13 protein-coding genes are annotated in these 14576 nt (G+C 71.0%); 8 read left to right on the top strand and 5 right to left on the bottom strand.

What is annotated here, in order from left to right; genetic code table 11:
- Nucleotide 1: 1 nt before the first annotated feature.
- The 3 genes from ACH4G3_RS03805 to pssA all read left to right on the top strand — a co-directional run bounded on the left by ACH4G3_RS03805 (nucleotide 2) and on the right by pssA (nucleotide 2875).
- Entirely contained in the window at nucleotides 2-1207 is a 1206-nt protein-coding gene (locus ACH4G3_RS03805) for an acyl-CoA dehydrogenase family protein (protein WP_279544832.1), read from the top strand.
- A 170-nt stretch (nucleotides 1208-1377) separates the two neighbouring features.
- Entirely contained in the window at nucleotides 1378-2034 is a 657-nt protein-coding gene (locus tag ACH4G3_RS03800) for a phosphatidylserine decarboxylase (protein WP_010038789.1), read from the top strand.
- 58 nt (nucleotides 2035-2092) lie between these two features.
- Complete coding sequence (gene pssA, locus ACH4G3_RS03795; RefSeq protein ID WP_051185636.1) at nucleotides 2093-2875, top strand: CDP-diacylglycerol--serine O-phosphatidyltransferase; 783 nt, start codon at nucleotides 2093-2095, stop codon at nucleotides 2873-2875.
- A gap of 112 nt (nucleotides 2876-2987) precedes the next feature.
- Here the strand turns inward: pssA and ACH4G3_RS03790 are convergent, their stop codons facing one another.
- Nucleotides 2988-4106 carry a glycerate kinase gene (locus tag ACH4G3_RS03790; RefSeq protein WP_397623374.1) on the bottom strand — a complete coding sequence of 373 codons (1119 nt, stop codon included), beginning with the start codon at nucleotides 4104-4106 and terminating at the stop codon, nucleotides 2988-2990.
- A gap of 176 nt (nucleotides 4107-4282) precedes the next feature.
- Here ACH4G3_RS03790 and ACH4G3_RS03785 point away from each other — a divergent pair, with 176 nt between their 5' ends.
- The 4 genes from ACH4G3_RS03785 to ACH4G3_RS03770 all read left to right on the top strand — a co-directional run bounded on the left by ACH4G3_RS03785 (nucleotide 4283) and on the right by ACH4G3_RS03770 (nucleotide 7352).
- Nucleotides 4283-5356: an ADP-ribosylglycohydrolase family protein gene (locus ACH4G3_RS03785; RefSeq protein ID WP_397622922.1), complete on the top strand. Its 1074-nt coding sequence runs from the start codon at nucleotides 4283-4285 to the stop codon at nucleotides 5354-5356.
- A gap of 182 nt (nucleotides 5357-5538) precedes the next feature.
- On the top strand, nucleotides 5539-5991 hold the full coding sequence (locus ACH4G3_RS03780; protein ID WP_397622921.1) for a hypothetical protein: 453 nt from the start codon (nucleotides 5539-5541) through the stop codon (nucleotides 5989-5991).
- A gap of 29 nt (nucleotides 5992-6020) precedes the next feature.
- Nucleotides 6021-6515 (top strand): NUDIX domain-containing protein, encoded by a 495-nt coding sequence (locus ACH4G3_RS03775; protein ID WP_397622920.1) that lies wholly within the window; start codon nucleotides 6021-6023, stop codon nucleotides 6513-6515.
- Between the two features lie 81 nt (nucleotides 6516-6596).
- Nucleotides 6597-7352, top strand: coding sequence for an SIR2 family NAD-dependent protein deacylase (locus tag ACH4G3_RS03770; RefSeq protein ID WP_397622919.1), 756 nt, complete (start codon nucleotides 6597-6599; stop codon nucleotides 7350-7352).
- On the opposite strand, the gene ACH4G3_RS03765 is transcribed toward ACH4G3_RS03770, so the two are convergent.
- From ACH4G3_RS03765 to ACH4G3_RS03755, 3 genes are read right to left on the bottom strand one after another with little or no spacing between them, the layout of a single operon-like run.
- Nucleotides 7312-8025 (bottom strand): bleomycin resistance protein, encoded by a 714-nt coding sequence (locus ACH4G3_RS03765; protein WP_397622918.1) that lies wholly within the window; start codon nucleotides 8023-8025, stop codon nucleotides 7312-7314. The two genes, ACH4G3_RS03770 and ACH4G3_RS03765, sit on opposite strands and share 41 nt — an antisense overlap.
- A 35-nt stretch (nucleotides 8026-8060) precedes the next feature.
- A complete protein-coding gene (locus ACH4G3_RS03760) occupies nucleotides 8061-8543 on the bottom strand; it encodes a methylated-DNA--[protein]-cysteine S-methyltransferase (RefSeq protein ID WP_397622917.1) in 483 nt (160 codons plus the stop codon).
- Between the two features lie 9 nt (nucleotides 8544-8552).
- The gene (locus ACH4G3_RS03755; protein WP_397622916.1) at nucleotides 8553-10034 is read right to left on the bottom strand and encodes an AlkA N-terminal domain-containing protein; all 1482 of its coding nucleotides are present in this window, start codon (nucleotides 10032-10034) and stop codon (nucleotides 8553-8555) included.
- A 143-nt stretch (nucleotides 10035-10177) separates the two neighbouring features.
- Here ACH4G3_RS03755 and ACH4G3_RS03750 point away from each other — a divergent pair, with 143 nt between their 5' ends.
- Nucleotides 10178-10540: an ArsR/SmtB family transcription factor gene (locus tag ACH4G3_RS03750; protein WP_020274584.1), complete on the top strand. Its 363-nt coding sequence runs from the start codon at nucleotides 10178-10180 to the stop codon at nucleotides 10538-10540.
- 26 nt (nucleotides 10541-10566) lie between these two features.
- Here the strand turns inward: ACH4G3_RS03750 and ACH4G3_RS03745 are convergent, their stop codons facing one another.
- Nucleotides 10567-14457 (bottom strand): glycoside hydrolase family 2 TIM barrel-domain containing protein, encoded by a 3891-nt coding sequence (locus tag ACH4G3_RS03745; RefSeq protein ID WP_397622915.1) that lies wholly within the window; start codon nucleotides 14455-14457, stop codon nucleotides 10567-10569.
- Nucleotides 14458-14576 lie beyond the last annotated feature (119 nt).

Genomic DNA, 14576 nt, shown 5'->3' with positions numbered 1-14576 from the left:
CATGGCGCGACTCGCCCAGACCGCCGGTCTGACGGACATCCAGCAGGAGATCCTGTCCACCGTCCGGGACTTCGTGGACAAGGAGATCATCCCGGTCGCGACCGAGCTGGAGCACCGCGACGAGTACCCGCAAGCGATCGTCGACGGGCTGAAGGAGTTGGGCCTGTTCGGCCTGATGATCCCCGAGGAGTACGGGGGTCTGGGCGAGTCGCTCCTGACGTACGCGCTGTGCGTGGAGGAGATCGCCCGCGGGTGGATGTCGGTGTCCGGCATCATCAACACGCACTTCATCGTGGCGTACATGCTCAAGCAGCACGGCACGCAGGAGCAGAAGGACCACTTCCTGCCGAGGATGGCGGCCGGCGACATCCGGGGCGCCTTCTCGATGTCGGAGCCGGCCCTCGGCTCGGACGTGTCGGCGATCACGTCGAAGGCGGTGAAGGACGGCGACGAGTACGTCCTGAACGGCCAGAAGATGTGGCTGACCAACGGCGGGACGTCGTCCCTGGTGGCCGTTCTGGTGCGAAGTGACGAAGGTCACCCCGAGGGCACCGCGCCCCACAAGTCGATGACGACCTTCCTGGTCGAGAAGGAGCCCGGCTTCGGCGAGGTCCGCCCCGGCCTCACCATCCCCGGCAAGATCGACAAGATGGGTTACAAGGGTGTCGACACCACCGAACTCATCATGGATGGCCTGCGGATTCCTGCGGATCGTGTGCTCGGCGGGGTCACGGGCCGTGGTTTCTACCAGATGATGGACGGCGTCGAGGTCGGCCGCGTCAACGTGGCGGCGCGTGGCTGCGGCGTCGCTCAGCGTGCGTTCGAACTCGGCGTCCAGTACGCGCAGCAGCGTCACACCTTCGGGAAGCCGATCGCCCAGCACCAGGCGATCCAGTTCAAGCTGGCCGAGATGGCTACCAAGGTCGAGGCCGCGCATGCGATGATGGTGAACGCGGCACGCAAAAAGGACTCCGGTGAGCGAAACGACCTTGAGGCTGGGATGGCGAAGTACCTCGCCTCCGAGTACTGCAAGGAGGTCGTGGAAGACGCCTTCCGGATCCACGGCGGCTACGGCTTCTCCAAGGAGTACGAGATCGAGCGCCTCTATCGTGAGGCACCGATGCTGCTGATCGGTGAAGGTACCGCCGAGATCCAGAAAATGATCATCGGTCGGCGGCTGCTCGAGGAGTATCGATTCCAGGGCTAGATGTCCGGATACGGGGTGTTTTCTTGGAGAAGAAGATCACACCCCGTCAGCACTCTTCGGCCGCCGACTCGGCTGCCTGGCTTACCCAGTTAGGGCCCCGAGCCGCTACGATCGCCGGAAAGCCGCCGTCCCCCGTCAGAGTGCGGCATCATCCGCTACGAAGGTCATCCATGCCCCACAGCCAAACCTCTGCACCTCGCGACAGCCGGGCCGGCGTACGCCTCGCGCGCGGAGCATCGCCGTGGCTCCTTCCTACCGTCGCCACCGCAGCCCTCAGCCTGGCCCGCGCCCGCCGCTCCGGCGCCGCCAAGGCCGTCGCCGTTCCCGCCACCGCGCTCGCGGCGGGGATGCTGTGGTTCTTCCGCGACCCCGAGCGCGAGATCACCCAGGGCCGGGTCATCTCGCCGGCAGACGGTGTGGTGCAGAGCATCATGCCGTGGAAGGACGGCCGCACCCGCGTCGCGATCTTCATGAGCCCGCTCAACGTCCACGTCAACCGCGCGCCGCTGGCCGGCACGGTGACGTCGGTCGAGCACGTGCCCGGTGGCTTCGTTCCCGCCTTCAACAAGGAGAGCGAGAACAACGAGCGTGTCGTCTGGCACTTCGACACCGAGCTCGGCGACATCGAGATGATCCAGATCGCCGGCGCGGTCGCCCGCCGCATCGTTCCCTACGTGCCCCAGGGCACCAAGGTCGAGCAGGGCGAGCGGATCGGCCTGATCCGCTTCGGTTCGCGGGTCGACCTCTACCTGCCCGAGGGTGTGGAGGTCGCGGTCGAGGTGGGACAGAAGACCGTGGCTGGGGTGACTCGCATTGACCGTGATTGATCCTGACACCAAGGCCGGCTGGGTCCCGGAGGCCGACGAGGTCGACGAAGAAGAGGAGATGCCCCTCTCTCTTCGCCTCTCCATAGCGGACACCCTGACGCTCGGCAACGCCACGTGCGGCTTCATGGCGGTGTACTTCACCACCACCGGCATCCTGATCCCGCACCTCACGGGCAGCCAGGAGACCGGCATGGCCCGCCACAGCGCGGCCACGGCGGTCATCCTCATGCTCTGCGCGGCGGTCTTCGACCTCTTCGACGGCCTGGTGGCGCGCAAGCTGCGCTCCTCCCCCATGGGCGCGGAGCTGGACAATCTGTCCGACCTGATCAGCTTCGGTCTGGCACCGGCGTACTTCGTCCTGGTGTACGGCATGGTCGCGGACGACGCGCATCAGCGGGTGGCGGCGGTCGGGGCGATCGTCGTGCTGCTGGCGGTGGTGCTGCGGCTTGCGAGGTTCTCGTGCGTCACGGTGAAGGACGGCACCTTCCAGGGCATGCCATCACCGTTCGGCGCGCTGACGGTCGTGTCGATCGTGCTGCTGGAGCTGCCGTTCGTGGCGACGCTGCTGGCGATCCTGGGTACGGCGTGGCTCATGGTGAGCCGGGTCGAGTACCCGAAGCCGCGGGGGCGGCTCGCGGTGGCGATGCTGTCGTGGATCGTGCTGGGCATGGGCCTGATGGCGGCCTGGGCCTTCGACGCGCCGAGCGGGCAGCTGCTGCTGCAGACGGGATGCGCGCTGCAGCTGGTCATGGGGGCGGTGATCCCGCTGTTCGCCACGGCCCGGCGAGTGAACAACTTCCGCGACAACCGGCGGGAGGCGCGGGCGGCGCAGCTGCCCTGACCTCCTCCCACCACTGACGGGTGTGGCCCGGGCCTCAAGGCTCGGGCCACACCCGTTTTCGCGTGTCGGAGCAGTGGTTCGAGAACGGCAAGGTGGAGGGCGCCGTGACGGCTCAGGTCAGGAAGTCCCGCCCGATCCGCTCCGCCACCCGCTCCAGGATCGGCCCGGCCTCGGCGATGCACTTCGCCACGTCCGGCTCCGCGTCCGTCAGGGGGTAGACCCGGCGGAAACCGGCCCGGCCCAGGGTCTCCGGGGGCAGGGCCAGGCGGCCGCAGACCGCGACGACCTCCTTGTCCGCCGCACGGGCCGCCGCGGCGACGCCCGCCGGGGCCTTGCCGTGAAGGGTCTGCTCGTCCAGGGAGCCCTCGCCGGTGATCACCAGGTCGGCGCGCTCCAGGGCGGGGGCGAAGCCCAGGACGTCGAGCATGACCTCGATGCCGGGGCGGAAGCGGGCGCCGAGCAGCAGGGCGCCGTAGCCGATGCCGCCCGCCGCGCCCGCGCCCGGCGAGGCGGCGTAATGGGTGGCCTTCGGTCCGGCCGACTCCTCCAGCACCTTGGCGAAGTGCGCGAGGGCGGCGTCCAGGGCCGCCACGTCGTCAGGCGATGCGCCCTTCTGGGGGCCGTAGACCGCGGGCGCTCCCTTCGGGCCGGTCAGCGGGTTGTCCACGTCGCTCGCGAGGACCAGTTCGATCTCGGTGAGGCGGGGGTCGAGGCCGGACAGGTCGGCGGTGGCCAGATCGGCCAGGCCGCCGCCGCCCGGGGGGACCGGCTCGCCGTGCCCGTCCAGGAAGCGCGCGCCCAGCGCGGACAGCATCCCGGCACCGCCGTCCGTGGTGGCGCTGCCGCCGACGCCGAAGACGATCGTGCGGGCACCCGCGTCCAGCGCGGCCCGCAGCAGCTCGCCGGAGCCGTACGTGGAGGCTGTGAGCGGTGCGAAGACCCCGGCGGGCAGCCGCTGCAGTCCGCTGGCCTCGGCCATCTCGACGACCGCGGTGCCCTCGCGCAGCGCGAAGGCCGCCGTCACCTCCTCGCCGAGCGGACCGGCGACCCGTACCTCCCGGCGCTCGAACCCGGCCGCGACCGCCGCGGCCACGGTTCCGTCACCGCCGTCGGCCACGGGCAGCGCCTCGACCTCGACGTCCGGTACGGCCCGGCGCAGCCCGGCCGTCACCCGCCCGGCGACCTCCACGGCCGTCAGCGACCCCTTGAACTTGTCCGCGGCGACGAGCACCCGCCGTGCCTTCCGGGTATCGCTCACTGCAGCGTCCGCCACTTGCACTCCCCTTGCTCTCCGGGCCCTCACGCACGTCAAGGCCAGTCGCGCCGCTGCGACCTTAACCGGAGGAAGTCCCCGTCGTCAGCCTCCGCCCATCCTGTGGACCGGGCTGAAACGGGTAGACCTCAACCATGCCCCCTGCGCACACCCGGACAGACCTCCCCGATCGCATCCTCGGCGGCTGGCAGGGCCGCATCGCCGGCAACATGCTCGGCAAACCGGTCGAGCAGGGCGAGGTGTGGACCCGCGACCGCATCGACCGCTACCTGCGCCAGGCCGCCGCCCTGCCGCTGACCGACTACCTCCCCGAGCCGATCAGCGAACACGACGGCTTCGAGCTGCGCCCCGAATGGCGCCAGTGCGTGCGCGGCCGTATCCACGGCAGCTGCCGTGACGACGACGTCGACTACGCGATCCTCGGCCTGGACCTGCTGGAGACCCACGGCTTCGGCTTCAGCACCGAACAGGTGGGCGACCTGTGGCTGCTGCGGCTGCCGTACCTCCAGACGTTCACCGCCGAGCGGGCCGCGTACCGCAACCTCGCGAACGGGCTGAAGCCGCCGCTGACGGCGACGTACGACAATCCCTACCAGGAGTGGATCGGGGCGCTGATCAGGGCCGACATCCACGGCTGGACCTGCCCGGGCGTGCCGCGCCGGGCCGCCTCGCTGGCCCGGCGGGACGCGGTGCTGTCGCACACCGGCAACGGGGTCTACGGGGCGATGTGGGCGGCGGCGCTGATCGCGGCGGCGTTCACGGCGCCCACCGTGCGGCACGCGATCGACGAGGCCCTGGCCGTGATCCCGGCGAGCAGCCGGCTGGCCCGCACGGTGCGCCGGGTCGTCTCCCTGCACGACACCCGGATGTCCTGGGAGGACACGCTCACCACGCTCACCGAGGAGACGGCCGGGATGGGCTGGATCCACACCGTCCCGAACGCCGCTGTCCTCACCGCCGGCCTGCTCTACGGCGACGGCGACTTCACCCGCACCATCGCCCTGACCGTGCGCGGCGGCCTGGACACGGACTCCAACGGCGCGACGGCGGGGTCGGTGGCCGGGGTGTTCGGCGGGGCGGCGGCCATTCCGGAGCAGTGGACGGTCCCGCTGGAGGACACGGTCCGCAGCGCGGTGTTCGGCTTCGACGGGGTACGCATCAGCGAGCTGGCCGAGCGGACGCTGCGGCTGGCGGAGCAGCAGGCCTGACCGGATCGAACCGGCCATTCCCCGCCCGGGCGGAGTGCCCGAGCGGCTGTTTCCGGCCACGTGGCCGCAGTCCGACTATGTCGATGAAAACCGAACGTAAGGTGATCTGGCTATTGGCTCGTCCGATCAGTTTGCGTCACCTGGTTCGCGTCCTCGCGCCTGACAGAAAGCGTCTGCTTGTCATGTCTCGTCTCAGAACTGCTCTTCGTGCCACCGCCACCGCGACCGTCCTGACCGCCGCCGTGCTCACCGCGCCGGGGGCCGTCGCCGCCGAGCAGTCCGCGGCCTCGGCCTCCGCCACCGTGTGCGGCAGCGGCTACACGCTGCGCAAGGCGATCCCGCTCCCCCTCGGCGTCGACCCCTCCGTGCGCAAGGCGACCCTCTTCGCCTACGAGAACGGCGGCAAGGGCTGCGTCATCCTCGACAACAACGTCGGCCGGGCGCAGTACATGTCCGTGCAGATCTGCAAGGTGGACGGCACGGCCTGCGACCCCGACACGGGCACCTTCAGCGAGTACGCGGGCCCGGTGTACGTCTCCAGCTTCGCCTGCGCCCCGGTGACCGCCAAGATGGGCTCGTCCTCCACGAGCCTCTACGTCAACTACAAGTCCAGCTACGTCTTCCCCTGCGGCTGAGCCGTCGTTCCGGTGGTTACCCTGCCCCAATGACCACCTCTTCCGACTTCGCCGCCTACATCGCGTCCCTGCCCCGCGTCCTGGCCGGCGCCGCCGCGCTGTTCCGGGACGGCGAGGGCCGGGTGCTGCTCGTCGAGCCCAACTACCGGGAGGGCTGGACGCTGCCCGGCGGCACGATCGAGTCCGACGACGGCGAGACGCCCCGGCAGGGCGCGCGGCGCGAGACGGCGGAGGAGATCGGGCTGGACCGTGAGCTCGGCCGGCTGCTGGCGGTGGACTGGGCGCACGGCCCGGGGCGTCCGCCGCTGGTGGTGTACCTGTACGACGGCGGGGTGCTCGGCGATGACGAGTTCAAGGCGATCCGCCTCCAGGAGGAGGAACTGCTGTCCTGGCGGCTGGTCGCGCGCGAGGAGCTGACCGAGTATCTGCCGGGCGCCCTCGGCCGCCGCGTCCTGGCCGGCCTGGACGTCCTGGCGGACGGCTCGGGCACGGCGGAGCTGGAGGACGGGCACCGGGTGTCCTGACCGGCTCCGCCCGTTCACCCGTCGGCGTCCTGTTCGATAACCGCTCGCCGGTGTCGTACGGCGCGGCCTACCCTCGGTGACATGGCCAAGCCCCTCGTCGCGCTCCTCACCGGTGCCGGTATCAGCACGGACTCCGGGATCCCGGACTACCGCGGGCCGAACGGGCTCTGGCGGCGGGACCCGGAGGCCGAGAAGCTCGTCACGTACGAGTACTACATGGGCGACCCGGAGATCCGCCGCCGCTCCTGGCAGATGCGGCGCGAGAACCGGGCACTTGAGGCGGAGCCCAACGCCGCGCACCGGGCGGTGGCCGGACTCGAGCGGTCCGGGGTGCCCGTCCGGGTGATCACGCAGAACGTGGACGGGCTGCACCAGCTCGCCGGGATGCCCGACCGCAAGGTCCTCGAACTGCACGGCACGGCCCGGAGTGTCGTCTGCACCGGCTGCCACGCCCGCGGCTCGATGGAGGACGCGCTCGCACGGGTCGAAGCCGGTGAGGACGACCCGCCGTGTCTGGAGTGCGGCGGCGTCCTGAAGTCGGCGACGGTGATGTTCGGCGAGCGGCTCGACCCCGTCGTCCTCGGTGAGGCGGCCGCCGTCAGCAAGGCCTGCACGGTGTTCGTCGCCGTCGGTACGAGCCTGCAGGTCCAGCCCGCCGCCGGTCTCGCCGGTGTCGCCGCGGACCACGGCGCCCGCCTGATCATCGTCAACGCCGAGCCGACGCCGTACGACGACCGTGCCGACGAGATCGTCCGCGAACCCATCGGCACGGCGCTGCCGGAGCTGCTGCGCGGTCTCACGGCCGACGGGGGCCCTGCAGGTCCTCCAGGCGCGTGAGTGCGTCCCGGCCCAGGTCGCGCTCGGCGTCGGTGAGGCGGAGCGCGGCGGCCCGGGCGAGGGCGGTCGCCGCCGCGTCCTCGTCGCCGAGCCGTCCCGCGATGTCCGCGCGCAGGACGAGGAGCTGAAGCAGCTGTACGGGCGTCGGCGTCTCGTCCGTCAGGCGCAGGACGCGGTCGACGACCTTGGCGGCGCCCGCCGCGTCCCCCTTGGAGTCCGCCAGGAGCGACGCGTGGTGCAGGGCCCGCGCGAAGGTCTCCTCGGGGGCCGGCCCGTGGTGCCGGTCCTCGCCCGTGCGCTGCCCGACCCGGACGCAGTTGCCGCCCGGGTCGGTCATGAGGAACTGCCGCACGCCGTACGACATGTCCTTGAGCGGCCCGACCCGCGGCAGGCCCCGGGTGGGGATCCTGCCGTACGCCGCCTTGAGCCCGGCGCGGAACGCCGCGTAGAGGCCGTCGACATCGTCCGTCATGACGTAGCAGGTGCTGACCGAGTCGGTCGGCTCGTAGTGCTTCATCACGAAGAACTGGAGCTCGACACCGCCGCGTTCCACGACCGCGTACGGGTTGGGGCTGCGCTGTTCGTACGTCACCTCGAAGCCGAGGGCGGTGTAGAACTCGAGGACGGGAGGGAGGGTCCGGCACGGCAGGATCGGGATCGTCTTCTCCGGCATGACCCCACTCTAGTCAAATTTGACCAGGCGGTCGCCTAGAAGAGTGCGGCCCCTCGTTCGAAGTCCAGCAGGCGCTGTTTGCGCTCCAGGCCGCCGCCGTAGCCCGTGAGGCCGCCGTTCGCGCCGATGACGCGGTGGCAGGGGACGATGATGCCGATCGGGTTGCGGCCGTTGGCGAGGCCGACCGCGCGCGAGGCCGTGGGGGTGCCGAGGGCGTCGGCGAGCTGGCCGTAGGTGCGGGTCTCGCCGTACGGGATGCGGCGCAGTCGGTCCCAGACGCCGCACTGGAACGGGGTGCCGGTCAGGCGGAGTTCGACGCTGAACTCCTTGAGCTCCCCCGCGAAGTAGGCCTTCAGTTGCTCCTCCGTCTGCGCGAACAGGGTGTCGTCGCGGGGGCCGAAGGTCTCCTCCGGCGGGCGGTGGCGCTGGCCGGTCATGTAGAGGCCGCACAGGACACCGTCGTCGGCGACGAGGGTGAGGGGGCCGTAGGGGCTGTCGGTCACGGTGTGGTGCTTCATCGAACGTCCCTATACCGGTAGGAAGTTGATCGGGTGGCTGTCGGTCGCCCAGAGGTACTGGACGGCGTAGGCACGCCAGGGGCGCCAGGCCGCCGCGCGGGCGGTGAGCGCGGCGGGCGTGGCCGGCATGCCGAGTTCCCGGGCGGCGCGGCGGATGCCGAGATCGGTGGGGAGGAAGGCGTCCGGGTCGCCGAGGGCGCGCATGGCGATGACGTCGGCCGTCCAGGGGCCGAAACCGGGCAGGGCGAGGAGCTGGGCGCGGGTGCGCGGCCAGTCGCTCTCCACGCCGAGGTGGAGATCGCCGTCGGCGAGGGCGCGGACCAGGGTGGTGAAGGTCGTCCGGCGGGTGCGAGGCATCGCCAGGGTCTCCGGGTCGAGCGCCGCGAGGGCCTCGGGGGCCGGGAAGAGATGGGTGAGACCGCCCTCGGGGTCGTCGACCGGTTCACCGTGCGCGGTGACCAGGCGGGCCGCGTGGGTGCGGGCGGCGGCGGTGGAGACCTGCTGGCCGAGCACGGCCCGGACGGCGAACTCCGCCTCGTCCACCGTGCGCGGCACGCGCCGGCCGGGCGCCTTGTCGACCAGCGGCGCCAGGACCGGGTCCGTGCGCAGTTGCTCGTCGATCGCCACCGGGTCGGCGTCCAGGTCGAGCAGCCTGCGGCAGCGGCTGATGGCGACGGTCAGGTCGCGCAGGTCGCTGAGGGTGAGGCGGCAGGCGATGTGGTCGGGAGTGGGAGTGAGGGACACGATGCCGTGGCCGTAGGGCAGCCGGAGCGTGCGCCGGTAGGAGCCGTCGCGCCACTCCTCCACGCCGGGTACGGCCGTGGCGGCGAGGTGGCCGAAGAGGTTGTCGGGGTTGAGCGGGGTACGGAACGGCAGCCGCAGGGACAGCGCGCCGGGGGTGCTCGCGCCCTGCCGCTTCGGGGCGCGGGCGCGCAGCTCGCTCGGGGAGAGGGCGAAGACCTCGCGGACGGTGTCGTTGAAGGTGCGGATCGAGGCGAAGCCGGCGGCGAAGGCGATCCGGGCCATCGGCAGGGCCGTCGTCTCGATGAGCAGCCGGGCCGTCTGGGCGCGCTGGGCGCGGGCGAGCGCGAGCGGGCCCGCACCCAGTTCGGCGAGCAGCTGGCGCTCGACCTGCCGCGCGCTGTAACCGAGGCGGGCGGCGAGGCCCGGCACGCCCTCGCGGTCCACGACGCCGTCGGCGATCAGCCGCATGGCGCGGGCCACGAGGTCGGCGCGCTGGTTCCACTCCGGGGAGCCGGGGCTGGTGTCGGGCCGGCAGCGCTTGCAGGCCCGGAATCCGGCCTGCTGGCAGGCCGCCGCGCTCGGGTGGAAGACCATGTTCTCCGGCTTGGGCGGCACGACCGGGCAACTGGGACGGCAGTAGATGCCGGTCGTCAGGACGGCCGTGAAGAACCATCCGTCGAACCGCGCGTCCTTGGACCGGACGGCGCGCACGCAGCGCTCGGTGTCGGTGTGCATCCCCATCTGCATGCGTCCAGCATCGGGCACCGGGCGGGACAGGGCTGGCGAGAATCCGACATCGACGTGCTCGGGCGGCGCCCGGCGGAGACCGCCGCGGCCGGGACAGATGAAGATTCATTCATGTGTTCGTGTGCGACCGGTACGATGACGTCATGGGTCATGGAGCCGTCATCCCCGCGCAGGACGCCACCGAGCGCGTACGCCTGGACGCGGACAACGTCGCGAAGGTCGCCACCACGCTCCAGGCCCTGTCCACACCCTCCCGGCTGCTGATCCTGGCGCGGCTGCGGGAAGGCCCGCTGCCGGCCACCGAGTTGGCCGCCGAGGTGGGCATGGAGCAGTCGGCCTGCTCGCACCAGCTGCGGCTGCTGCGCAATCTGGGCCTGGTCGTCGGCGAACGGCAGGGGCGTTCGGTCGTCTACGCGCTGCACGACCACCATGTCGCCGAGCTGCTCGACCAGGCCGTCTACCACGTGGAGCATCTTCGCCTGGGCATCAGCGACGCCGCCGACTGAGGCGGCGCCGCCGTCCCGCCCCGCGTCTATTCGGTGGCCGTCGGCCGTCGCGAGGCCGCCATCGCCTCGCTCACGCGCGTCAGCGGACGCAGCCGGTAGGTGTACTCGTAGTCGCGGTTGGCGAAGAGCTTGAACTCGTCATGGGTGTGGGCGCCCCAGCTGTTGTCGCCGCCCACGCCCATCTGACGGTGGTTGACCCGGAGGACCACAGCGTCCCTGGGGTCGAGCTGGTAGTCGTGGCGGGCGCCGACCGACAGGTCCTCGGGGGTGAAGCGCGAGGCGTTGACCTCCAGCAGCGGCTCACCGCAGACGAGCAGTCCGCGTCCGCCGCCGTCCGTCAGCGCGGCCCAGCGGACGTCGGTCTTGTTGCCGTTCTCCTGGGGACGCAGGTAGGAGGTCCACTGCCCTTCGACGGTGCCGGAGTACAGGCCGACGTCGGTGGCGTTGTTGCGGTCCCACATGTTCTCCTCCGGGCCCCGGCCGTAGTAGTGCAGCCGGTCCAGGCGTCGGGGCAGGAACAGCAGGGTGCCGACCTCGGGGATGTACGGCAGGTTCGACGCTCCCGGGTGCAGGGTGTTGCCGACCTTGATCTCGCCGTTGCCGAAGACCGTGTACGTGGTGCTGTACGTGGACTGCGCGCTGGTGGGCAGCGTGCCGGTGACCGTGACCTCGACGGCTCGGTCGTCCAGTGGCCGGACTTGTACGTCCGCCACCTTCCGCCTGGCTCCCGCGTCGCGCCACGTCTGGTTGCGGGTGTGGTGGCCGTTGCCCCGGTCGTTGTCGGTGGGCGCCCGCCAGAAGTTCGGGACGGGGCCGGAGGTGATGAGCCGGGTGCCGCCCGCCTCGTACGACGTGATGGTGCCGGTGCTCTTGTCGACGGTGACCGAGAAGCCCTTGCCCTTGACGGTGACGTCCTCGTCCCGGTCGGTGTACCGCAGGGCGGGGACGCTGCGCAGCGGCAGGGGCGTCACGGCCGGGCTGTCGGTGTCGAGGGCGAGTTGCTGCTTGGCCACCTCGAAGCCGGCCTTCGCCCACTGGGTGGACTCTTTGGTGGTGAAGGAGAGCTGGAGGAAGTACTCCGTGCCCGGTTCGGGCTTCGCCGGCAGCCGCACCGGCACCTTGACGTCCTTGCTGGAGAGCGGCGCGACGTTCAGCTGGTCGCGGGTCAGCCGGCCGCGCTGGACGACCTTGCCGTCGGCGAGCAGGGACCAACGTCCGTCGAACTCACGGAGGTTGGTGAAGAGGTACTCGTTGGTGAGGGTGACGGCGCCGGGGCCGCCGGAGGCCGGGGCGGCGTTGATCGCCTGGTAGATCTGCTTGACCTCGGCGGACTTGCCGGTGAGGGTGCGGTCGGGCAGGACGATGCCGTCACCGGCGAAGGCGCCGTCGTTGGGGTTGTCGCCCCAGTCGCCGCCGTAGGCGTAGAACGTCTTGTCGCGCGGGCGCTGCTCGGTGAAGCCGACGGTGGCGGCGTCGAACCAGAAGCGCACGCCCTCGTCGCCCGGACCGCGGCTGTCGGAGGCCAGTTCGGTGGCGCTCAGGGCGCGGGCGTAGACGCGGGCCCGCCGGATGGTTCCGCTGAACTCCCGGGTCGGGTTGTCGATGTCGGTGGCGAGTGACAGGGACGCGGTGTTGTCGGCGGGGCGACGGGTGGTGGTCCTGGTGCCGCGCACCTGGCCGTCGACGTACAGGGTGAGCGTCCCGGCGTCGGCGTCGAAGACACCGGCGATGTGGTGCTCCTTGCCCGTCCAGCCGTCGGGCAGCGCCCAGCTCGCGGTGACCCACTGACCGCCGCCGTGGATGAAGAACTCCAGGTTCTTGTCGGTCTGTTTGAGGGCGTACTGGGTGTCGCCCTTGGCGAGGATGGGCTGGTGGCCGTAGGGCACGTCCGGGGTGACCCAGGCCTCCAGCGTGAGGGAGCCGGTGAGGTCCAGCCGGGGGTCGCGCGGGAAGACGGTGCCGCCGGAGACGCCCTTGGCGCGGTCGAAGGTGCCGGCGGGCGCGATGATCTCGCCGCGCAGTGCGCCGGGTCCTGACTCGGTCAGCAGCTTGCGGGTGGGGGTCGGCCAGCTCAGGGCCTGGTCGACGAAGTCCCAGATCCAGCCGCCCTGGAGGACGTCGTAGCGGCGGACGATGTCCCAGTACTTCTTGAAGTTGCCGTTGGAGTTCCCCATCCCGTGCGAGTACTCGATCATCACGTACGGGCGGGTGTCGTTCGTGTCCTTGGCGCGCTGCTCGACCCGCTGCGGGCTGTCGTACATCTCGGAGCGGATGTCGCTGATGCCCGGGCGGTCGTCGCCCTCGTACTGGATGACACGGGTGGGGTCGTAGGAGCGGATCCAGTCGTACATGGCGTTGAACGTCGTGCCGCCGCCCGCCTCGTTGCCGAGGGACCAGATGACCACCGAGGCGTGGTTCTTGTCGCGGTGGACCATGTTCTGGGCGCGGACCACGCACGCCTCGGTCCACTCGGGGTGGCCGCTGCCGGGGAACCTGTCGCGGATGCCGTGGGTTTCGAGGTTGGTCTCGCCCACGAGGTACAGGCCGTACTCGTCGGCGAGTTCCAGCCACAGCGGGTTGTTGGGGTAGTGCGAGGTGCGGACGCTGTTGATGTTGAGCCGCTTGATGATCTCGATGTCCTCGACCATCTGCGCACGGGTGAGCGCCGAGCCGGTTTCGGGGTGCATCTCGTGCCGGTTGGTGCCGCGGAAGGAGACCGGCTTGCCGTTGATGCGCATCAGGCCGTCCTTGAGCGCGAACTCGCGGAAGCCGACCCGGTGCGAGAGCGTCTCGACGACCTTGCCGGCCGGGTCACGCAGTCGCAGCACGGCGGTGTAGAGGTTCGGGTGCTCGGCCGACCAGAGCTTCGGCGAGGGGACGGCTCTGGACGCCTCGGCGGTGGCCTCCTCGCCGTCCGGGACGTCGACGGGCTGGTTCAGGGGCCGCGGCCAGACCGCGTGGCCGCGCGCGTCGTACAGCTGGGTCTCGACCGTGTAGCGGCCCGCGCCCTTGCCGCCGTAGTCGCGGACGTGCGCGGTGACCTTGAGTTCGGCGGAGGCGTAGTCGTCGCCGAGCGGGGTGTCCAGTTTGAAGTCGCGCAGGTGCACGTTCGGCGTGGAGTACAGGTGGACCGAGCGGAAGATGCCGCTCAGCCGGATCATGTCCTGGTCCTCCAGCCACTCCGCGTCGGAGTAGCGGTACACCTCGACGGCGATCTGGTTGGTGCCCGGCTTGAGGTGGGGGGTGATGTCGTACTCGGCGGAGGTGTAGGAGTCCTCGTGGTAGCCCACCAGCTCGCCGTTGATCCACACGTAGTGGGCGGACTTGACGCCCTCGAAGTGCAGGAAGGTGCGCCGGCCCTTCCAGTCGCGGGGGACGGTGAACGTACGGCGGTACTGGCCGACGGGGTTGTAGCGGGTCGGGGCGGCCGGCGGCTGGGCCTCCTCGCCGCCGCCGTTGGGGCCCCACCAGGGGTAGGTGATGTTGACGTAGATCGGGAAGTCGTAGCCGTGCATCTGCCAGGCCGAGGGCACGGGGATGGTGTCCCAGCCGGAGTCGTCGACGTCGGTGCGGTAGAAGTCGGCGTCCCGGTCGTCGGGGCGGTCGGCGTAGGCGAACTTCCACTTGCCGTCGAGGCTCAGCCGGTACGGCGAGCGGGTGCGGTCGCCGTCGAGTGCCTGCTCCAGGTTCGCGTACGGCATGAGCGTGGTGTGCGGCGGCTCGGTGCCCACGCGGTACACGGCCAGGCCGTCGTTCCACTCCGGCGGGCCGTCCGCCGCCGGGCGCCGGCCGGCCGCGTGCGCGACGGCGGGCGACGCGGACAGGGCGAGCGCGCCGAGCACGGCGGCGCCCCCTTCGAGCAGGCGGCGACGGCTGACGACGGGCCGGTCGGCGGGGGACGAGAGCGGGTGCGGCATGACCGTGGCCTTCCTCGGTTCGACAGGGTGCTGCACGGACTGAGGGCACGTCAGATGTGGTCCCCAACTCCCGTGATGGGCGTTTCTGTTGGGACTCGTGCAACTGACGGTGACGGAGC

This window comes from Streptomyces afghaniensis (assembly GCF_044327915.1).
In the GTDB taxonomy this organism is placed as follows: Bacteria; Actinomycetota; Actinomycetes; order Streptomycetales; family Streptomycetaceae; genus Streptomyces; species Streptomyces afghaniensis.
This window is presented reverse-complemented; position numbering and strand designations above follow the sequence as displayed.

Coding starts and splice junctions, on each gene's coding strand:
- ACH4G3_RS03805 (WP_279544832.1), top strand. CDS start 2: ATGGCGCGACTCGCCCAGACCGCCGGTCTGACGGACATCCAGCAGGAG.
- ACH4G3_RS03770 (WP_397622919.1), top strand. CDS start 6,597: ATGGCCAAGCCCCTCGTCGCGCTCCTCACCGGTGCCGGTATCAGCACG.
- pssA (WP_051185636.1), top strand. CDS start 2,093: ATGCCCCTCTCTCTTCGCCTCTCCATAGCGGACACCCTGACGCTCGGC.
- ACH4G3_RS03765 (WP_397622918.1), bottom strand. CDS start 8,025: ATGCCGGAGAAGACGATCCCGATCCTGCCGTGCCGGACCCTCCCTCCC.
- ACH4G3_RS03760 (WP_397622917.1), bottom strand. CDS start 8,543: ATGAAGCACCACACCGTGACCGACAGCCCCTACGGCCCCCTCACCCTC.
- ACH4G3_RS03745 (WP_397622915.1), bottom strand. CDS start 14,457: ATGCCGCACCCGCTCTCGTCCCCCGCCGACCGGCCCGTCGTCAGCCGT.
- ACH4G3_RS03780 (WP_397622921.1), top strand. CDS start 5,539: ATGTCTCGTCTCAGAACTGCTCTTCGTGCCACCGCCACCGCGACCGTC.
- ACH4G3_RS03755 (WP_397622916.1), bottom strand. CDS start 10,034: ATGCAGATGGGGATGCACACCGACACCGAGCGCTGCGTGCGCGCCGTC.
- ACH4G3_RS03785 (WP_397622922.1), top strand. CDS start 4,283: ATGCCCCCTGCGCACACCCGGACAGACCTCCCCGATCGCATCCTCGGC.
- ACH4G3_RS03750 (WP_020274584.1), top strand. CDS start 10,178: ATGGGTCATGGAGCCGTCATCCCCGCGCAGGACGCCACCGAGCGCGTA.
- ACH4G3_RS03800 (WP_010038789.1), top strand. CDS start 1,378: ATGCCCCACAGCCAAACCTCTGCACCTCGCGACAGCCGGGCCGGCGTA.
- ACH4G3_RS03775 (WP_397622920.1), top strand. CDS start 6,021: ATGACCACCTCTTCCGACTTCGCCGCCTACATCGCGTCCCTGCCCCGC.